Here is a 17,934-nt window from a genome sequence, read left to right as displayed (position 1 = left end):
GTTCAGTGACCACTGTGCAAATAAGTATCGAGCACGCTATCCCAATGACCCTGGGCTATCAGCAGTCGGTCGCAGATTTCGCGTACAGCACCATGCCCTCCATGACGTTCGGTGACCCAGTGAGCATGCTTCTGTATGTAGTCGGGGGCACCGGGAACGCTGATGCCTACGCCCACATGATGGATGCAAGGCAGGTCAGGGAGGTCGTCACCGCAGTAAGCGACCTGATTCAGTTCAAGGCCAAGTGCTGTGCAGAGAGCCTTGAGCTCGACAAGCTTCTTTTCCACCCCCTGACTGACATGGCGGATGCCCAGAGCATCGGCTCGATGCTCAACCATGGTGGAACGCCTGCCAGTAATGATGGCGACTTCGATGCCGGCGCGCTTGAGCAGTTTCAGTCCGTGTCCGTCGAGCGTGTTAAACGCTTTGAGTTCGCTGCCATCGGCCTGGAAGTACAGGCTGCCGTCGGTCATTACGCCATCCACGTCAAGAGCAAGCAGGCGTATCCTGCGCAGGCGGTCGAGCAGATCCTGGGGGACGGTCGAGAGAGTATCTTTAGGCATGGGCACTGTCCTTGTTCATGAGGGCGTCATGGAGGCTCTGTTTAGATGACCCCGGCACTCAGCAAGTCATGCATGTGCAGGGCACCGATGGGGCGTTGCATATCGTCGATGACGGCCAGAGCAGTGATACGGTTATCTTCCATGATACGTACGGCTTCTGCCGCCAGTGTATCAGGAGTCACGTAATGCCCTGGCCGAGTCATGACATCGTCCACCTTGAGGCCAGTGAAATCCTGGTGGCGGTCCAAGGTGCGGCGTAAGTCACCATCAGTATAAACGCCGGCCAGCGTGCCATCGGGGGAGACTACGCAAGTAAAGCCCAGCCCCTGGCGGGAAATTTCCAGCAAGGCATCACGCAGAGGACTGCCTTGCGGAACCTGGGGCAGACGGTCGCCTTTATGCATCAGGTCAGCAACTGTCAGCAGCAGTCGCTTGCCGAGGCTACCGCCGGGGTGGGACATGGCAAAATCTTCGGCAGTGAAGCCACGTGACTCGAGCAGCGCCACTGCCAAGGCATCACCCAAGGCCAGAGCCGCGGTGGTCGAGGAAGTCGGAGCCAGGTCCAGAGGACAGGCTTCGCGCTCGACGCCTGCATACAAGTGTGCGTTGGAATGGCGCGCCAATGTTGAGTTGGGGCGACCGGTCATGCTGATCAGCGGCACACCCATGCGTTTGAGCAATGGGAGTAGTGCGGTCACTTCGGCGGTTTCGCCAGAATTGGACAACGCCAATACCACATCGCCCCGGGTAATCATGCCGAGGTCTCCGTGACTGGCTTCGCCAGGGTGAACGAAAAAAGCCGGGGTACCGGTACTTGCCAGGGTAGCAGCAATCTTGCCGCCAATATGACCGGACTTTCCCATGCCGGTGACGACCACGCGGCCGCAACAAGCGAGGATCAGCTCACAGGCTCGATCGAAGCTTTCGTCGAGATGCGTGAGCAGAGCATCGATCGCGTCGCGCTCCAGGCTGAGGGTACGTCGAGCGCTATCGCGCAAGGACAAGGGGGCCACGTATGCAGTATCAGGTTGTTCTGTCATGGATATGATTGTTGCCGTAAGAGCGCGTTCTCACAAGAGGCAGGAAGTGGCCGGTCACGATGCCCTGGTCAGGCCAGATTGCTTCAGCGAGGAACGTCCTGTACCAAGTGTGCCTATGTGTATAAGTCGTTGGGGGCATACTAGCATGGTGTGAGAGAGTTAGGATACGATGTTCGATAACTGACCAAATGGTCGTTATCATTGATGTTTCGACTCTTGGCTGGCGTGAATGTTCAGCGGCCACCTTCATCTGACTGGTTCAATAACGGGGATTGCGATGACTTCATCCGCCTTGGTAGAGGTGGAAAAACTGCGCTTTTCGCGAGGAGATCGAGAGATCTTCCGCGGCGTGGATCTGTCTATTCCGCGTGGCAAGATCACCGCCATCATGGGGCCGAGCGGCACCGGCAAGACGACGTTGCTGAAATTGATCGGAGGCCAACTGGTCCCCGATGCCGGGCGTGTGTTGATCGCTGGTCATGATGTTCATCGGCTGTCACGCAAGGCGTTGTTCCGTATGCGTCGACGCATGGGCATGCTGTTTCAGAGTGGTGCACTGTTTTCCGACCTGAATGTCTATGAAAATGTGGCTTTTCCGCTACGCGTTCATACGAACCTGCCTGAGAGCATGGTTCGTGATGTGGTGTTGATGAAACTGGAGGCGGTTGGCCTGCGCGGTGCTCGCGAGTTGATGCCGTCGGAGCTCTCTGGGGGCATGACCCGGCGAGTGGCACTGGCCCGTGCAGTAGCGCTCGATCCCGAACTGATTCTCTACGACGAGCCTTTCGTTGGGCAGGATCCAATTTCCATGGGTGTGCTGGTGCAGTTGATCAAGCGTCTCAATGAGGCTCTTGGGCTGACAGCGGTAGTTGTGTCGCACGATATCAAGGAGACCTTGTCCATCGCGGATTATGTCTATGTGATCGCCGATGGTGAGGTGATGGCGCATGGCACACCGGCTTCTCTGGATGTCGAACAGGACCCGCGGGTTTATCAGTTTGTCCATGGCGAGCCGGATGGTCCTGTGCCGTTTCACTATCCGGCCAACGATTTCCATGAAGATATCCTGGGTCAAGGAGTCCGGTCATGATGGCATACATCACCCGCCTTGGGCGGCTTGGCTGCGACCTGCTTGAGGCCATGGGCAGGGCAGGGTTGTTTCTGGTTCAGTCGATGTTTGGTCGGCCTTCTGCAGAGGGTTTCCGTCTGTGGCTTGTCCAGATGCATATGGTAGGGGTGATGTCCCTGGCCATTATCCTGGTATCCGGACTGTTCATCGGCATGGTGTTGGCCCTGCAGGGCTATACCATTCTGGTCGATTTCGGTGCTGAGCAGGCTCTGGGCCAGATGGTGTCCCTGTCACTGCTGAGAGAATTGGCCCCCGTCGTTGCAGCCTTGTTGTTTGCTGGTCGCGCAGGTTCAGCCTTGACCGCTGAAATAGGCCTGATGAAGGCCACCGAGCAGCTGACCAGCATGGAGATGATCGGGGTGGATCCTCTGCGCCGCATTGTGGCACCGCGCTTGTGGGCCGGTTTTGTCTCCCTGCCTCTATTGACGATCGGCTTCAGTGTCATCGGGATATGGGGCGGCTATCTGGTGGGGGTGCAATGGCTGGGTGTCTTCGATGGTTCCTACTGGGGCAACATGCAGGCCAGCGTGGAGTTTATCGATGATATCGGCAATGGTTTGGTGAAGAGCCTGGTGTTTGCTCTGGTCGTGACCTGGATTGCTGTGTTCCAGGGCTATGACCTGGTGCCCACGTCAGAGGGTATTTCCCGTGCCACCACACGTACTGTGGTGTACTCGTCCCTGGCCGTACTGGGCTTGGATTTTGTATTGACTGCCGTAATGTTCGGCGGGCTTTCCTGATTCTGCGGAGTATTGTTGATGAAGCGCAGCAAGATGATGGAGTTCGGTGTGGGTCTGTTCATGTTGGCCGGCATCCTGGGACTCGTGTTCCTGGGGTTGAAGGTCAGTGGTCTCGACCCGACAGGACGCCCTAACGACACTTTCGAGTTGACCGCCAACTTTGCCAATATCGGCGGTCTCAAGCCGAGAGCCAGAGTCACCATGGCCGGCGTGACGGTGGGGCGTGTGGAGAGTATTCGCTTGAGCACGGAATGGTATGACGCTCAAGTGGTGATGTCCTTGAACAGTGATCTGCTTGGCAAGCTGCCGGAAGACTCCACGGCAGCCATTCTGACAGCAGGCCTGCTTGGCGAGCAGTATGTTGGCCTGTATGTGGGCGGCGCGCCGGATACGCTGGGTGAGGGCGACACGATTCGTGACACCCAATCGGCTGTTGTCCTAGAAGAGCTGATACAACAATTTATCTCCAGCGCTGTCAAAGACTAATCAAGTCAACTACGTGGCCGGTAATTGCCGGAAATCACAAGGAGAGCTCCATGAAAATTGCATATTCCCCGATGAATGTTCGTCATGCTCTGTTTGCGCTGGTGTTGTTGCTTGTCAGCTTGCCGGTTTTTGCCCAGCAAGCACCGCAACAGGTAGTCCAATCGAGCATTGATGGTCTGATGAGTCAGATCGAAGGGCGCAAGGACTATTTCGCATCGAACCCGGGCGAGCTCAAGCGGGTGGTCGATCAGAGTCTGAGTGATGCGCTGGACTTTCGTTACATCGGCGCGAGCGTCATGGGGCGTTATTTCAACAATGCCACTCCCGAGCAGCGCACGCGCTTCGTTAATGTGTTCAAGCAGAGCCTGCTCGATACCTATGCGAAAGGCTTGATTACCTACGACTACCGCGAGATCCGAGTGCTCGATAGTGGATCTGGCCGTTACGAAGATCAGGCCAATGTCGAAACTCAGGTTATCGGCACCGATGGCGCGGTTTATCCGGTCAACTACACGCTGCGTAACAGTCAAGGGCAGTGGAAAGTGGTCAATGTCATCGTCAATGGCATCAACCTCGGGCTGACCTTCCGTAACCAGTTCGATCAATCTATGCGCGAGCATAACCGTGACTATGATGCTGTCATCAACACATGGTCGCCGGAAGTGGGTACCGATGAACTCGAGCGTGGTGCATGAGTGTGCTGATGAAGAGCGAAACTGCCCGCCTCGAAGCCGACGGCAATACGTTGAAGGTGAGTGGGCGGGTCGCCTTCGAAGCAGCAGCAGAGATGGCTGAAGCGGGGCGCGACTGGCTTGCTTCCCGTCAGCAGGGAGGGGCGGTACGGCTTGACCTCAGTCAGGTAGAAGAGGTTTCCAGTGCCGCGCTCAGCGTCATGCTCGAGTGGCTGAGATCCATCGGCTCGGCCAGCCTGAACCTCGAAGCTGTTGTGCTATCTCCTGCCTTGGCGCGACTGACGCGAGTGGCAGGTATCGATACTCTGTTACCCAGCGGGAATTGAGCACAGCTCGCAACCTTTTACGCCATTTTCCTGCCATGAGAGGGCCGCATTCGCGGCCCTCAATGTTTTTGCAGCCCTGCTTTGTTGCCATAGGCAGTCGCAGGCAGTATGTGTAGCGACGGCACGGGTTTTGTTTCCGGCATCGCCAAAGACGCTGCTTTTCTTTACCATAAGGCGCCAAACGTCCTTTTTTATTGGCACCGGGCGAGAGTGGTCATTGATCGCCGCGCCGGTGTCTCACGACTTTTCAGGAGAGTCTGCATGCAACCTAGCGACGTCAAAGCGTTGCTCGAAAGCCGCGTGGATGGTTGTGAGTTCCATATCCAGGGTGAAGGCTGCAATTTTCAGGTCATTGCTGTGGGCGACCGTTTCGCCGGATTGACGCCGGTCAAGCGCCAACAACTGATCTACGGTGCCCTGGCCGAAGAAATCGCTTCAGGTGCGTTACACGCTATCAGTATCAAGACCTTCACGCCGGACCAGTGGCAAGTGGCGGCCGAGAACCCGGGAGCCTGATGGTATCGTTGCATGGATAAACTGATCATTACCGGTAATGGCCCGACCCACGGAGAGGTTTGGGTCAGTGGTGCCAAGAACGCCGCACTGCCTATTCTGTGTGCCACTCTGTTGTCTGAAGAGCCAGTGACCATCGGCAACCTGCCGCATTTGCAGGACATCACCACGACGCTTGAACTGCTGGGCCACCTGGGAGTGGAAGCGGTTCTGAGCGAGGACATGAGTGTCCAGCTCAATGGTGCCCAGGTCGAGCACTGTGATGCGCCCTATGAACTGGTCAAGAAAATGCGCGCTTCCATTCTGGTGCTGGGACCCTTGCTTGCCCATTTTGGCAAAGCAGATGTTTCCCTACCGGGAGGATGTGCCATTGGATCGCGTCCGGTTGATCTGCACCTGCGCGGACTGGAAGCCATGGGAGCGGATATTCGCGTCGAAGGTGGCTACATTCGTGCGCGCAGCGATGGTCGTCTCAAGGGTGCGACTATCTTCTTCGATGTAGTGACCGTGACAGGTACCGAGAACCTGCTGATGGCGGCGACGCTGGCCGAAGGCACTACCGTGCTGGAGAATGCGGCGCGCGAGCCCGAGGTGGTAGACCTGGCCGAGTGCCTGATCAAGATGGGTGCAAATATCAGCGGCCATGGCACCGATACCATCACTATCCAAGGTGTCGAGCGCCTGCATGAAGCTGTGCATCATGTCATGCCCGACCGTATCGAGACGGGCACTTTCCTGGTGGCGGCAGCACTCAGTCGTGGCAAGGTCAGAGTGAAGCGGACGCGTGCTGATATTCTCGAAGCAGTGCTGGCCAAGCTGGAAGAGGCCGGCGCCAGAATATCTTCGGGAGATGACTGGATCGAGTTGGACATGGAAGGGCGTCGACCCAAGGCGGTCAATATTCGCACTGCGCCATATCCTGCCTTTCCGACTGACATGCAGGCCCAGTTCGTCGCCATGAATGCCGTTGCGGAAGGCACTGGACGCGTGGTCGAGACCATCTTCGAGAATCGCTTCATGCATGTGCAGGAGCTCAATCGAATGGGGGCCAATATTGCCCTGGAAGGAAATACGGCAGTGATTACTGGAGTCGAAGCATTGTCGGGAGCGCCGGTGATGGCGACCGACTTGCGTGCTTCTGCTTCACTGGTGATTGCAGCGATGATGGCTCAGGGTGAAACCTTGGTGGATCGTATTTACCACATCGACCGCGGCTACGAATGCATTGAAGAGAAGCTGCAACTGCTGGGCGCCAAGATCAAGCGCATTCCTGGTTGACGTGATGCCTGACTACCAGCCTGGCATTCTGGCGGGCTGGTAATGTCTTTTCACAATATTTACCTGGCTGGATAATGACTCAACAACTCATTCTGGCCCTTTCCAAAGGGCGCATCCTGGAAGAAACGTTGCCGCTGCTGGCGGATGCAGGTATTCGCCCTGCAGAGGACTTGGGCAAGAGTCGCAAGTTGCTGTTCGATACCAACCTGCCTGATGTCAAGCTGGTGGTGATTCGTGCTACTGATGTACCGACCTATGTCCAGCTGGGTGCGGCTGATATGGGGGTGGCCGGCAAGGATGTGCTGCTGGAACATGGTGCTGAGGGGCTGTATGAGCCACTTGACCTGGAAATAGCCCGCTGCAAGCTGATGACGGCGGGAATCACCGGCGCGGAACCAGCCCGTGCTCGTCGTAGGGTGGCAACCAAGTTTGTCAATATCGCGCGTCGCTATTATGCCGAGCAGGGCATCCAGGCCGAGGTCATCAAGCTTTATGGGGCAATGGAGCTGGCGCCATTGATGAACCTGGCAGATGAAATCGTTGATATCGTCGATACTGGCAATACCTTGCGGGCCAATGGCATGGAGCCTCGTGAGCTGATGGCGCATATCAGTACGCGCCTGGTGGTCAATCAGGCTTCAATGACCATGAAACATGAGCGCATCAAGCCGCTGGTCGATCGCCTGCGCCAGGCGGTGGAGAGTCGCCGGGTTGCTGCCGAGACCTGATCCTGGCGGAGTCCTGATGCTGAACTACTGGACACAGAAGAATTATTACAGGTAATGCCCAATATGAATGCCTCCGTTTCCAACGATCTTGCAATGACTCGCCTGTCTACCTGGGAAGAAGGCTTTGACGCACGCCTGTCGGCATTGCTTGCCTGGGAAAGTGTGTCTGACAAGGCGGTGCAACAGAGTGTCGACGAGATCGTGATCGCAGTGCGTGAGCAGGGTGATGCTGCGTTGCTGGAGTATACCCGTCGCTTTGACCGGGTCGAGGCGACAGACATGGCTGCACTGACGCTGGGCAAGGAGCGCCTCAAGGCGGCTTTTGCAGGGCTGCCGGAGCAGCAGCGTGATGCATTGGCTCATGCCGCTGAGCGGATACGTGAGTACCATCAGCGCCAGAAACCGGAGTCTTGGCAGTATACCGAAGCGGATGGCACGGTGCTGGGACAGAAGGTAACGCCAATTGACCGTGCGGGCATCTATGTACCTGGCGGCAAGGCTGCATACCCATCATCTGTGCTGATGAATGCCTTGCCAGCTCATGTGGCAGGTGTACGCGAAATCGTGATGGTGGTGCCTGCACCGGGTGGAGTTGTCAGTGAACTGGTGCTGGCGGCGGCGCACTTGGCCGGGGTGGAAAAGGTTTATACCGTAGGTGGCGCCCAGGCAGTGGCGGCGATGGCATACGGTACCGAGACATTGCCGAAAGTCGACAAGATCGTGGGGCCTGGCAATATTTTTGTCGCCACGGCCAAGCGTGCAGTATTTGGCCAGGTGGGCATCGACATGATAGCTGGCCCATCGGAAATCCTGGTAGTTTCCGACGGGCAGACCGATCCCGAATGGCTGGCCATGGATCTGTTCTCCCAGGCCGAGCATGACCAGGATGCTCAGGCTATTCTGGTCAGTTGGGATGAGGCTCACCTCGATGAGGTACAGAAAGCCATGGATCGCTTGCTGCCGACCTTGGAGCGTGAACCTATTGCGCGAGTGTCTCTGGTGGAGCGTGGCGCATTGATCGCCTGTCGTGATCAGACGGAGGCCATGGAGCTGGTCAACCGCATTGCCCCGGAGCACCTGGAGCTTTCTGTCGCGGATCCCGAAGCTCTGCTGCCCGAGGTGCGTCATGCTGGTGCTATCTTCATGGGGCGTTACACCGCTGAAGCGTTGGGGGACTACTGTGCTGGCCCCAACCATGTCCTGCCGACCTCTGGGACGGCGCGTTTCTCATCTCCTTTGGGGGTGTACGACTTCCAGAAGCGTTCCTCGATCATCCAATGCTCTCCTGAGGGGGCTTCTGTTCTGGGCAAGACGGCCTCCGTGCTGGCTCGTGGGGAATCCTTGACGGCGCATGCTCGCTCGGCAGAATATCGAATCAAGAAGTAAGCACGAATCAGGGAGTGAGCGGAATCTGGGAGTAGCACCCGCCTGTCAGTCGTCATCACGCAAGAGGCCCCGTCTATGCCGGGGCCTCTTGCATTTCCATGCTGATCGCTACTCAGGTTGAGTGTTGTTCAGAAGGTCTTCCTGGCTGCTTGGCGTCGGCCGTTCACCGACGACAATCTTGACTTCCTGGGGGGTGCCATTGCGCGCCACTGTCACCTGGAGCTCGGTTCCCGGGGAAACCGCGGCGATATCGCTCATGGTCCGACGAGGATCGATGACAGGGCTGTTGTCGACCTTGAGCAATACGTCTCCTGGTTTTAATCCTGCCTGATCGGCCGGACCATCGGAAACAACGCCGGCGATGATCACGCCAGCGGGAACTTTGAGACCGAAGGAAGCGGCCAGATCCTGATTGAGTTCCTGGGCTTCGATGCCAAGCCAGCCACGAATGACGCGTCCATTGGTCACGATCTGTTCAAGAATGCTGCGGGCCAGGTTGGCTGGAATGGCAAAGCCAATACCTTGGGATCCTCCTGACCGGGAGAAAATGGCGGTATTGATGCCGACCAGGCCTCCTTGGGGGTTGATCAAGGCGCCACCGGAGTTGCCAGGGTTGATGGCGGCATCGGTCTGGATGAAATCCTCGTAGGCGCTGAGTCCCAGGTGACTCCTGCCGGTGGCGCTGATGATCCCCATGGTGACAGTCTGGCCGACGCCAAAGGGATTGCCGATGGCAAGCATTACGTCACCTACTACTGCATCCTCGGAATCGCTCAGTTCGATGACGGGCAGGTTGTCGAGGTTGATCTTGAGTACCGCCAGGTCGCTCTCGGGATCAGTGCCAATCACTTCGGCCAGGGTTTCGCGCCCATCGCGTAGGGCTACCTGGATCTGATCGGCACCGCTGATGACATGGTGGTTGGTCAGGACATAACCATCCTGACTGACAATGACACCGGAGCCGAGGCTCGACAGCATGCGTTGGCGTGCAGGAGCGTCGCGACCGAAGAACTGACGGAAGAAGGGATCGGACATCAGAGGATGAGTCTCGCGTTCCACGACGCGAGAGGAATAAATATTGACCACGGCCGGTGCTGCACGCTCAACTGCATCAGCATAGCTGACCAGTCCTTGTTGCCGGTTGAGTGGCGGTGCTTGCTGCAGCTCGGGCAGAGGGCGCTTTGCCACATTGGTGGAGGTGGTGCTGTCCCCTGTTGGGGCAATGGGGTCCGGTGCGGGTGCGCCGACGGCCGGGGCGTTTTCTGTGCCTGGTGCAGTGGGGGGTGGGGTGGACTCGGTACTTAAGTCAGGAGCCATTCGGCCGAGGCGCTCAGGAAAAGCGTTGAGCAGGACGACGGCAAGCAGAATGCCGATGATGACCGGCCAAAGATAGGGTAGCAGGTTGCGGCGCATGCGGCGGGAGTCCTTATCGCTGGGGCGGTGTCGCGGGCCTGTTACGGGCCGAGTACAATGAGCGATATTGTAACACTGCCTGGAAGGTTATGGCTGCTTCCCGGAGGGAAACTTGGTTGAGTGGACCCTGGGTTTCCTGCACTTTTTGCTCTTGGATGGAATCATGGTCGACTGTAAAGAACTGGTTGCTGCCTGCGACACGCTGCTCGATTCCTCGCGTTTCAGGGACTATACGGAGAACGGTCTGCAGGTTTCTGGTAAACCCAGTATCCAGCGTGTGTTGAGTGGGGTGACGGCATGTCAGGCCTTGCTTGACGAAGCCGTGGCATGGCAGGCGGATTTGGTGCTGGTGCATCACGGATATTTCTGGAAGAACGAGCCGGTCGCTGTCACCGGCATGAAGCGCAAGCGACTGGCGACATTGTTGAATCACAATATCAATTTGCTGGCCTATCACCTGCCTCTGGATGCCCACTCTGAACTTGGCAACAATGCCATGTTAGCTCGGCAATTGGGATTGAAGGTGGAAGGCACCCTGGATGCTCCCATGGGTGAAGGGTTGCTGTGGCATGGCCGGCCTGAGCACCCTGTTTCTCTGGAAGCGCTATCGGATCAGGTGACCAGTGTGCTGGGCAGAAGGCCTACCGTGGTCAAAGCGCCAGGCCTGGGGGATGTGAAGCGGGTTGCCTGGTGCACGGGTGGGGCCCAGGACATGATCAGTGCGGCGGCGGAGGCGGGGGTAGATGCCTTTATCTCTGGTGAAATTTCTGAACGAACGACTCATCTGGCTCGCGAAATGGGTATCCACTATCTGGCGGCGGGGCATCACGCGACCGAGCGTTATGGGGTGAAGGCTCTGGGGCAGTGGCTGGCCGAGCGCTTTGCTGTTGAGCATCGGTTTGTCGATATCGACAACCCTGCCTGACACATTCAGGCCTCACTCCGTTCCATGGAGTGAGGCCTGGTGTTGAGTATGTCGCGATTTGTCTATGCAGAAACGGGCCTAGTGGCGCGGATCATAGTCAGTGGCGCGGAACATAGTTGCGTGGGGTTTAGTAGCGCGGAGGGCGAGGGGATGCTTCATCATCGTCTTCATCCTCTTTGCGCAGGCCGTAATTTTCGGAAAGTGTGCCGCTGTTGCCATCCGCATAATCGCGGGGAATCTTGAGATCTTCCTGTGCGGCGTCGTTCGATGGTGTCAGGCTGCTTATCTGCAGGTTCCCTGGGGGTGTCACCTTGTTGGGAGAGCCTTCGCGGCCCAGACGCTTGGCTGATTCGTCCAGTTGCTGGCGAAGATTCTGACCACCTTCCAGCAGGCGCTGAATCAGCGTGTCCATCTGGGTAAAGTGCTCATCGACACCATCTTTCCATTCGGCGATCTGGCGTTCACGTTCTGTGAGGCGCTGGCGTAGCTTCTGAGCATTGCGAGCACCGCCATTGAGCAGATGATAGCCTAGGGCGCCGATACCGATGCCGGCGATCAGGCAGGCTGCTGCCAGAATCACATTGATATTGCTTGCTTCCACTATTGTCTCCCTGAGTGCCAGTCGCTAGCCGCAGTGCCGGTCAAGCCGGGGCTCCATTATAGGGGGCGACGCCTACGGAGCGTCAAATGCCACGCTGTGTAATGTGTTTCATGCTGCGGCTGCGCATTTTGCTGCAGCTGCGTATAATACGGCCTTCTTCATTCAGACTCAGCCAGGATGGTACATGACTGCCACCGCTACCACGCCGAGCACTAGTCGACCTCTGACCCCTATACAACGCTACCGTCGGGATCTGGAGCGTCCAGACTTCAATCACGATGCGGCCCAGGCCAATGCTGTCGAGCATCTACAACGTCTGTATGACCAATTGGTTGCAGCTCCGGTGCGCAAGCCTGCAATAGCGAACAGTCGCGGGTGGAAGTCCAAGGTGAAAGGTATCTTCGGGCGCCAGGAGGCCGGACAGGAGCCCAGGCTACCGGATATCTCCGGGCTGTACTTCTGGGGCGGGGTCGGTCGTGGCAAGACGTATCTGGTGGATACCTTTTATGAAGCACTGCCGTTTCCCCAGAAGATGCGTACCCATTTCCACCGTTTCATGCAGCGTGTGCATAACGAGCTGGCTCACTGCAAAGGGGAGAAGAACCCTTTGCAGCTCATTGCCGCCAAGTTTGCTCAAGAGACGCGAGTCATCTGCTTCGATGAGTTCTTCGTCAAGGACATCACTGATGCCATGATCCTGGCTAACCTGCTCGAAGCACTGTTCGAGCGGGGAGTGGTGCTGGTGGCAACTTCTAACATCGTTCCTGATGACCTGTATAAGGATGGCCTGCAGCGAGCAAGGTTCCTGCCTGCCATCGACTTGCTGAAGCGCCATTGTGAAGTCGTCAATGTCGACTCGGGCGTGGACTATCGCTTGCGTGCTCTCGAGCGTGCACAGATCTACCATACGCCTCTGGATGAGGCAGCGAACAGAGAGCTGGAGCGTAGCTTTCGGGAGATCGCCGGGCATCCGGGAGAGAAGGGCGTCGCATTGGAGGTCAATCATCGCGTACTGCACGCGGTGCGTCTGCACGAAAATGTGGTGTGGTTCGATTTCCTGGAGCTATGTGACGGTCCCAGGAGTCAGAATGACTACATTGAGCTGGCACGAGAATTCCATACTGTGGTGATGTCATCGGTGCTGCGCATGAGTGGTGCCACTGATGATCGGGCTCGTCGTTTCATCAACCTGGTCGATGAGTTCTATGATCGTGGCGTCAAGTTGTTGATGTCGGCCGAGGTGTCGGCGGATGCGCTCTATTCCGGAGGAACACTGGAGTTCGAATTCCAGCGCACTCTTTCGCGTCTGCAGGAAATGCAGTCAAGAGAATATCTGGCGTTGCCACACAAGCCTTGAGCATAAACCCCGTGAAGGGGGTGACGTAGCGCTGTCCTATCGTGTAGAATGCGCGCTCGCTCGACCGTTGTGCCGATGTGGTGGTCATCACCGCCGGTACAACCAAGAAAAATAGGGATGATCCAATGTCGACCTTCTTTCAGCATGCTGAAGCGGGCCGATGACAGGATCCAACATATCTAATTGGTGATTCATCCATGAAGACGTTCACTGCTAAGCCGCAGTCCGTCCAGCGCGACTGGTATGTCGTCGATGCTGCGGACAAGACGCTCGGTCGTCTGGCCACTGAAATTGCTCGTCGCCTGCGCGGCAAGCACAAGCCTGAGTACACTCCTCATGTCGATACCGGCGATTACATCGTCGTGATCAATGCTGAGAAGGTGAAGGTGACTGGCAACAAGGCCAGTGACAAGATGTACCACCGTCATACCGGTTATCCGGGTGGCCTGCGTTCCATGAGCTTCGAACAGCTGATTGCTCACGCTCCTGAGCGTGTCATCGAAGGTGCTGTGAAAGGCATGCTGCCGAAGGGCCCGCTGGGTCGTGCCATGCACGCCAAGCTGAAGGTCTATGCCGGCACCGAGCACCCGCACGCTGCACAGCAGCCGCAAGAACTGAACATCTAAGGGGAATCAGGCCATGTCACAGCAGTATTATGGTACCGGTCGCCGCAAGACCTCTACCGCTCGCGTTTTCCTGAAGCCGGGTTCCGGCAAGATCGTCGTCAACGGTCGCGAGCTGAATGAATACTTCGGTCGTGTAACCGGCCGTATGGTGGTTCGTCAGCCTCTCGAGCTGACTGAAACGCTCGAGCAGTTCGATGCCTATGTCACCGTCAAGGGCGGTGGTGGTAGTGCCCAGGCCGGTGCTATCCGTCACGGTATCACTCGTGCACTGATCGAATACAACGAAGACTTCCGCAAGCCGCTGCGTGATGCAGGCTACGTCACTCGTGACGCGCGCCAAGTCGAACGTAAGAAGGTCGGTCTGCGCAAGGCACGTCGTCGCCCGCAGTTCTCCAAGCGTTAATCGCTCTTTACCGCTTCGATCTCCAAAGCCCGGACCTAGGTCCGGGCTTTGTCGTTTAGGTACCATCCTTGTGTGTTCGTATGAGGCTTGCCTAAGATACAAGCACTTGGGTCTTATATCTGGACTCACAAGAGCAGCCAGCAATAACAACAAGCAGCAATAACGACAAGCAGCAATAACGACAAGGGCGCGTGGCCACGCGGCACAGCTGCGGTCCAGGAGGAGTGAGGCGATGGGAGGCACCAGGGCATGGCTGAGCATGACGTGAATCGGGGAGTCGACAGGGCTCGACGTCGGTTCCTGGTAAGTGCGACAACGGTCGTCGGGACCGTGGGTGCTGTTGGCGTAGCGGTACCTTTTCTGTCGTCCTGGCAGCCGAGTGCCAGGGCGCTTGCGGCAGGAGCACCAGTCAGGGCGGATATTTCCAAGCTCGAGCCCGGGCAGCGCATCGTGGTGGAGTGGCGCGGCAAGCCGGTATGGATACTGAGCCGTACCACGGAGATGATTGAGCGCACCGAGGATCTGGGCGGGGATATTCTCGCAGACCCTGAGTCTGTTGAGCCACAGCAGCCTGACTATGTCTCTGGGCCGATGCGCGCCATTCGTCCTGAGATAGGGGTACTTGTTGGCCTATGTACTCATCTGGGATGCTCACCGCTATTCAAGCCTGAACCCAATGCCAGTGATGTCGGGGTCAGCAACTGGCCTGGAGGGTTCTTCTGTCCTTGTCATGGATCGCGCTTCGACCTGGCTGGTCGGGTGTACCGTAATGTGCCGGCGCCAATCAATCTCGAAGTGCCGCCATATCACTTCGAAGGTGACTCGGTGATTGTGATCGGTGAAGACGGGGAGGGAGCCTGATGGCTAATCAGCGTAGAGCGAAAGCTGAGCGCGGTATGATGCGCTGGATAGACGATCGATTCCCGGCAACCCAGATGTTGCGCGACCACCTGACACAATACTACGCGCCGAAAAATTTCAACTTCTGGTATTTCTTTGGTTCTCTCGCGTTACTGGTGCTGGTCAATCAGATCATTACCGGAATCTGGCTGACCATGAGTTTCAACCCTAGTGCCGAGGGGGCCTTCGACTCTGTCGAATACATCATGCGTGATGTGGAATGGGGATGGTTGATCCGCTATATGCATTCCACGGGCGCTTCGGCTTTCTTCATCGTGGTCTATCTGCACATGTTTCGTGGGCTGCTCTATGGATCGTACCGGGCTCCGCGAGAGTTGGTGTGGATCTTTGGCATGGCCATCTATCTGGCCTTGATGGCAGAGGCTTTCATGGGGTATCTGCTGCCTTGGGGGCAGATGTCCTACTGGGGGGCCCAGGTCATCATTTCGCTGTTTTCAGCGATTCCTGGAATCGGTCCGGATCTGTCTCAGTGGATCCGGGGGGATTACCTGATTTCCGGCATTACCCTGAACCGCTTTTTTGCCTTGCACGTTGTCGCGTTACCCATCGTGATTCTGGCGCTGGTGGTGCTGCATATCATTGCCTTGCACGAAGTTGGCTCCAACAACCCGGATGGCATTGATATCAAGAAAAAGCGTGATGAGGCGGGTAATCCGCTGGACGGGATTCCCTTTCATCCCTATTACACGGTCAAGGACCTGTTCGGGGTGGCAGTTTTTCTCTTTGTCTTCTGTGTGGTGATCTTCTATTTCCCTGAAGGTGGCGGCTATTTCCTGGAGACGCCAAACTTCGAGCCGGCCAACCAGTTGAAGACTCCGGATCATATTGCTCCTGTGTGGTATTTCACACCTTTCTACGCCATCTTGCGTGGTGTTACCTTCAGCATCTTTGGCCTTGATGCCAAGTTTCTCGGTGTGTTGGCCATGGGGGCTGCCATTGCTGTGTTGTTTGTGCTTCCCTGGCTGGATCGATCGCCTGTACGTTCGATGCGCTATAAGGGCTGGTTCTCCCGGGTCATGCTGGCGCTGTTTGTCATCAGCTTCATCACGCTCGGAGTGCTTGGTGTTTTGCCGCCAACGGCAATGCGCACAGTGATTTCCCAAGTGTGTACCCTGGTTTATTTCGCCTTCTTCATTCTGATGCCGTTCTATACCAGGTTGGAGAAGACCAAGCCTGTTCCGGAAAGGGTGACTGGCTGATGAATACACAACGACTCATTCTGACCATTGCCCTGTCCCTTGCGTGTTCCCTCATGTCAGTCGTCATGGTGTCGTCTGCCATCGCCGCGGGCGAAGGCGCTACCCATGACATGACGCCGGACCTGGATGACGAGGCATCGTTGCAGCGCGGCATGAAGTTGTTCGTCAATTACTGCATGGGCTGTCATTCCCTTGAGTATCAGCGCTTTTCCCGAGCCTCCGAGGATCTTGGGATTCCCGAGGGCATGATGGTGGATAACCTGATGTTCTCGTCTCAATTGGGGTTCAATGACCAAATGCACCGGGCGATGCGAGAAGATGACGCGGAGGCCTGGTTCGGCGTTGCACCTCCTGATCTGACGCTGGAGGCTCGTCTGCGAGGAGCCGACTGGATCTATTCGTATTTGCTGGGTTTCTATCGTGATTCCGAGCGTCCCTTTGGTGTCAATAACGTGGTCTTTCCGGCGGTGGGCATGCCCAATGTACTGGAGGAATTGCAAGGAGTTCAGGAACTGACCTGCACCGAAGAAGAAAGAGAGCATGCACAGGGCGGGGAGTGCAGTACCCTGAGTGTGGTGTCGCCCGGCAGCATGTCCACGCAAGACTTCGAAGCGGCGATGTTCGATCTCACCAACTTCCTGGTTTATGTGGGCGAGCCATCCCGTTTGCAGGCCCGTTCGCTAGGGCCGAAGGTACTGATCTTTCTGTTGGTGTTCATTGTGATCACCTGGCTGCTCAAGCGTGAATATTGGCGTGATGTGCATTAGGATGCAGCTTTCTTGATCAAGGTGCATGGTCTTGGCCATGCACCTTTTGTGTTATCTGGGTATCATATTTTTCCGATTTGTCGCTCTCGAAGGAGTCGTGAGCCCCAAGTCGGTGCTGTCGTGTTATTATCCCGGCTTGAACTGATGCGAGGATTGTTTCATGGGTGTAGTGGCCAAGCGGTCGTCGATGATCTTCTATTCCGGCGGTGACGATCATTACAGTCATCGTGTGCGGATTGTGCTGGCCGAGAAGGGGGTCGCTGTTGATATCGTCGAAGTGACGGAAGAGAAGCATCCCGAGGAGTTGGCTGATCTGAACCCCTACAACAGTGTGCCTACGCTGCTCGATCGTGAGTTGGTGCTGTATGAGTCCAAGGTGATGATGGAGTACCTGGACGAGCGTTTCCCGCACCCGCCGCTGCTGCCTGTTTACCCGGTTGCCCGTGCCCAGAGTCGTCTGTGGATGCACCGCATCGAGCGTGAATGGTGCCCGATGGTGGAGCGCATCCTTTCTGGCAGCAAGAAGGAGGCTGACAAGGCACGCAAGGAGCTGCGCGAGAGTCTGATTGGCATTTCGCCGATCTTCGAGGACATGCCATTCTTCATGAGTGAAGAGTTCACCCTGGTCGATTGCTGCCTGGCTCCGGTGCTCTGGCGTTTGCCGGCTCTTGGCATTGAGTTGCCGGAAAAACAGGTACGTCCATTGATGGATTACATGGAGCGTCTGTTTGATCGTGAAGGCTTCAAGGCATCCTTGTCGGAGAATGAGCGCGAGATGCGTGCCTGACCGACCTTCTGTGGCCGACCTCCGGTGAGGTCGGTCCAGCCGAGGCTGTATCGG

Annotated in this window: 21 protein-coding genes; 17 read left to right on the top strand and 4 right to left on the bottom strand. The window is 56.9% G+C overall.

Translation table 11 applies throughout. From position 1 onward, the window contains the following. Positions 1–2: 2 nt before the first annotated feature. Positions 3–563, bottom strand: a complete 561-nt coding sequence (locus Q1K07_RS05235) for an HAD hydrolase family protein (protein ID WP_300308925.1) — start codon at positions 561–563, stop codon at positions 3–5. 41 nt (positions 564–604) lie between these two features. Beyond that, a complete protein-coding gene (locus Q1K07_RS05230) occupies positions 605–1,603 on the bottom strand; it encodes a KpsF/GutQ family sugar-phosphate isomerase (protein ID WP_300308922.1) in 999 nt (332 codons plus the stop codon). 277 nt (positions 1,604–1,880) lie between these two features. Here Q1K07_RS05230 and Q1K07_RS05225 point away from each other — a divergent pair, with 277 nt between their 5' ends. From Q1K07_RS05225 to hisD, 9 genes are all read left to right on the top strand, one after another. Further along, a complete protein-coding gene (locus Q1K07_RS05225; RefSeq protein WP_300308919.1) occupies positions 1,881–2,693 on the top strand; it encodes an ATP-binding cassette domain-containing protein in 813 nt (270 codons plus the stop codon). Next, complete coding sequence (mlaE, locus tag Q1K07_RS05220) at positions 2,690–3,472, top strand: lipid asymmetry maintenance ABC transporter permease subunit MlaE (protein WP_300308914.1); 783 nt, start codon at positions 2,690–2,692, stop codon at positions 3,470–3,472. The genes Q1K07_RS05225 and mlaE overlap by 4 nt, the downstream gene beginning before the upstream one ends. 18 nt (positions 3,473–3,490) lie before the next feature. Continuing rightward, positions 3,491–3,958 (top strand): outer membrane lipid asymmetry maintenance protein MlaD, encoded by a 468-nt coding sequence (gene mlaD, locus Q1K07_RS05215; protein ID WP_149284334.1) that lies wholly within the window; start codon positions 3,491–3,493, stop codon positions 3,956–3,958. Between the two features lie 50 nt (positions 3,959–4,008). Continuing rightward, positions 4,009–4,653 carry a phospholipid-binding protein MlaC gene (locus tag Q1K07_RS05210; protein WP_300308910.1) on the top strand — a complete coding sequence of 215 codons (645 nt, stop codon included), beginning with the start codon at positions 4,009–4,011 and terminating at the stop codon, positions 4,651–4,653. An 8-nt stretch (positions 4,654–4,661) separates the two neighbouring features. Then, a complete protein-coding gene (locus Q1K07_RS05205) occupies positions 4,662–4,976 on the top strand; it encodes an STAS domain-containing protein (RefSeq protein ID WP_300308907.1) in 315 nt (104 codons plus the stop codon). A gap of 261 nt (positions 4,977–5,237) precedes the next feature. Then, entirely contained in the window at positions 5,238–5,492 is a 255-nt protein-coding gene (locus Q1K07_RS05200; RefSeq protein ID WP_149284337.1) for a BolA family protein, read from the top strand. A 12-nt stretch (positions 5,493–5,504) separates the two neighbouring features. Next, on the top strand, positions 5,505–6,767 hold the full coding sequence (gene murA / locus Q1K07_RS05195; protein ID WP_300308903.1) for a UDP-N-acetylglucosamine 1-carboxyvinyltransferase: 1,263 nt from the start codon (positions 5,505–5,507) through the stop codon (positions 6,765–6,767). 74 nt (positions 6,768–6,841) lie between these two features. Beyond that, a complete protein-coding gene (gene hisG / locus Q1K07_RS05190; protein WP_300308897.1) occupies positions 6,842–7,495 on the top strand; it encodes an ATP phosphoribosyltransferase in 654 nt (217 codons plus the stop codon). 63 nt (positions 7,496–7,558) lie between these two features. Beyond that, the gene (gene hisD / locus Q1K07_RS05185; RefSeq protein WP_300308894.1) at positions 7,559–8,881 is read left to right on the top strand and encodes a histidinol dehydrogenase; all 1,323 of its coding nucleotides are present in this window, start codon (positions 7,559–7,561) and stop codon (positions 8,879–8,881) included. Positions 8,882–8,989: 108 nt separating this feature from the next. On the opposite strand, the gene Q1K07_RS05180 is transcribed toward hisD, so the two are convergent. Then, positions 8,990–10,294 carry a Do family serine endopeptidase gene (locus Q1K07_RS05180; RefSeq protein ID WP_300308891.1) on the bottom strand — a complete coding sequence of 435 codons (1,305 nt, stop codon included), beginning with the start codon at positions 10,292–10,294 and terminating at the stop codon, positions 8,990–8,992. A 163-nt stretch (positions 10,295–10,457) separates the two neighbouring features. On the opposite strand from Q1K07_RS05180, the gene Q1K07_RS05175 reads away from it, so the two are divergent. Then, positions 10,458–11,219, top strand: coding sequence for a Nif3-like dinuclear metal center hexameric protein (locus Q1K07_RS05175; RefSeq protein WP_300308888.1), 762 nt, complete (start codon positions 10,458–10,460; stop codon positions 11,217–11,219). Between the two features lie 127 nt (positions 11,220–11,346). Here Q1K07_RS05175 and Q1K07_RS05170 read toward each other — a convergent pair whose 3' ends face one another. Further along, positions 11,347–11,820, bottom strand: a complete 474-nt coding sequence (locus Q1K07_RS05170) for a DUF1043 family protein (protein ID WP_300308885.1) — start codon at positions 11,818–11,820, stop codon at positions 11,347–11,349. Positions 11,821–12,004: 184 nt separating this feature from the next. Between Q1K07_RS05170 and zapE the strand changes: the two genes are divergently transcribed. The 7 genes from zapE to sspA all read left to right on the top strand — a co-directional run bounded on the left by zapE (position 12,005) and on the right by sspA (position 17,880). Further along, the gene (gene zapE, locus Q1K07_RS05165; RefSeq protein WP_300308882.1) at positions 12,005–13,177 is read left to right on the top strand and encodes a cell division protein ZapE; all 1,173 of its coding nucleotides are present in this window, start codon (positions 12,005–12,007) and stop codon (positions 13,175–13,177) included. A gap of 197 nt (positions 13,178–13,374) precedes the next feature. Then, a complete protein-coding gene (gene rplM, locus Q1K07_RS05160; protein ID WP_149284344.1) occupies positions 13,375–13,803 on the top strand; it encodes a 50S ribosomal protein L13 in 429 nt (142 codons plus the stop codon). A gap of 13 nt (positions 13,804–13,816) precedes the next feature. Beyond that, entirely contained in the window at positions 13,817–14,206 is a 390-nt protein-coding gene (gene rpsI / locus Q1K07_RS05155; protein ID WP_300308877.1) for a 30S ribosomal protein S9, read from the top strand. A 249-nt stretch (positions 14,207–14,455) separates the two neighbouring features. Continuing rightward, a complete protein-coding gene (petA, locus tag Q1K07_RS05150; RefSeq protein ID WP_300308875.1) occupies positions 14,456–15,067 on the top strand; it encodes a ubiquinol-cytochrome c reductase iron-sulfur subunit in 612 nt (203 codons plus the stop codon). After that, entirely contained in the window at positions 15,067–16,326 is a 1,260-nt protein-coding gene (locus Q1K07_RS05145; protein WP_300308872.1) for a cytochrome bc complex cytochrome b subunit, read from the top strand. Before petA ends, Q1K07_RS05145 begins: the two co-directional genes overlap by 1 nt. 65 nt (positions 16,327–16,391) lie before the next feature. Further along, positions 16,392–17,093 carry a cytochrome c1 gene (locus Q1K07_RS05140; RefSeq protein ID WP_300309260.1) on the top strand — a complete coding sequence of 234 codons (702 nt, stop codon included), beginning with the start codon at positions 16,392–16,394 and terminating at the stop codon, positions 17,091–17,093. A gap of 160 nt (positions 17,094–17,253) precedes the next feature. Continuing rightward, entirely contained in the window at positions 17,254–17,880 is a 627-nt protein-coding gene (sspA, locus tag Q1K07_RS05135; RefSeq protein WP_300308869.1) for a stringent starvation protein SspA, read from the top strand. Positions 17,881–17,934: the final 54 nt, after the last annotated feature.

Origin of the sequence: Halomonas sp., assembly GCF_029263665.1 — a bacterium.
Lineage (GTDB): Bacteria > Pseudomonadota > Gammaproteobacteria > Pseudomonadales > Halomonadaceae > Halomonas.
The sequence above is the reverse complement of the archived record's forward strand: the minus strand, read 5'-3'. Positions and strand labels throughout refer to the sequence as shown.

What these genes read in the sequence shown, in the direction of transcription:
- Q1K07_RS05235 (WP_300308925.1), bottom strand. Translation starts at nt 563, where the DNA reads ATGCCTAAAGATACTCTCTCGACCGTCCCCCAGGATCTGCTCGACCGC.
- Q1K07_RS05230 (WP_300308922.1), bottom strand. Translation starts at nt 1,603, where the DNA reads ATGACAGAACAACCTGATACTGCATACGTGGCCCCCTTGTCCTTGCGC.
- Q1K07_RS05225 (WP_300308919.1), top strand. Translation starts at nt 1,881, where the DNA reads ATGACTTCATCCGCCTTGGTAGAGGTGGAAAAACTGCGCTTTTCGCGA.
- mlaE (WP_300308914.1), top strand. Translation starts at nt 2,690, where the DNA reads ATGATGGCATACATCACCCGCCTTGGGCGGCTTGGCTGCGACCTGCTT.
- mlaD (WP_149284334.1), top strand. Translation starts at nt 3,491, where the DNA reads ATGAAGCGCAGCAAGATGATGGAGTTCGGTGTGGGTCTGTTCATGTTG.
- Q1K07_RS05210 (WP_300308910.1), top strand. Translation starts at nt 4,009, where the DNA reads ATGAAAATTGCATATTCCCCGATGAATGTTCGTCATGCTCTGTTTGCG.
- Q1K07_RS05205 (WP_300308907.1), top strand. Translation starts at nt 4,662, where the DNA reads ATGAAGAGCGAAACTGCCCGCCTCGAAGCCGACGGCAATACGTTGAAG.
- Q1K07_RS05200 (WP_149284337.1), top strand. Translation starts at nt 5,238, where the DNA reads ATGCAACCTAGCGACGTCAAAGCGTTGCTCGAAAGCCGCGTGGATGGT.
- murA (WP_300308903.1), top strand. Translation starts at nt 5,505, where the DNA reads ATGGATAAACTGATCATTACCGGTAATGGCCCGACCCACGGAGAGGTT.
- hisG (WP_300308897.1), top strand. Translation starts at nt 6,842, where the DNA reads ATGACTCAACAACTCATTCTGGCCCTTTCCAAAGGGCGCATCCTGGAA.
- hisD (WP_300308894.1), top strand. Translation starts at nt 7,559, where the DNA reads ATGAATGCCTCCGTTTCCAACGATCTTGCAATGACTCGCCTGTCTACC.
- Q1K07_RS05180 (WP_300308891.1), bottom strand. Translation starts at nt 10,294, where the DNA reads ATGCGCCGCAACCTGCTACCCTATCTTTGGCCGGTCATCATCGGCATT.
- Q1K07_RS05175 (WP_300308888.1), top strand. Translation starts at nt 10,458, where the DNA reads ATGGTCGACTGTAAAGAACTGGTTGCTGCCTGCGACACGCTGCTCGAT.
- zapE (WP_300308882.1), top strand. Translation starts at nt 12,005, where the DNA reads ATGACTGCCACCGCTACCACGCCGAGCACTAGTCGACCTCTGACCCCT.
- rplM (WP_149284344.1), top strand. Translation starts at nt 13,375, where the DNA reads ATGAAGACGTTCACTGCTAAGCCGCAGTCCGTCCAGCGCGACTGGTAT.
- rpsI (WP_300308877.1), top strand. Translation starts at nt 13,817, where the DNA reads ATGTCACAGCAGTATTATGGTACCGGTCGCCGCAAGACCTCTACCGCT.
- petA (WP_300308875.1), top strand. Translation starts at nt 14,456, where the DNA reads ATGGCTGAGCATGACGTGAATCGGGGAGTCGACAGGGCTCGACGTCGG.
- Q1K07_RS05145 (WP_300308872.1), top strand. Translation starts at nt 15,067, where the DNA reads ATGGCTAATCAGCGTAGAGCGAAAGCTGAGCGCGGTATGATGCGCTGG.
- Q1K07_RS05140 (WP_300309260.1), top strand. Translation starts at nt 16,392, where the DNA reads ATGGTGTCGTCTGCCATCGCCGCGGGCGAAGGCGCTACCCATGACATG.
- sspA (WP_300308869.1), top strand. Translation starts at nt 17,254, where the DNA reads ATGGGTGTAGTGGCCAAGCGGTCGTCGATGATCTTCTATTCCGGCGGT.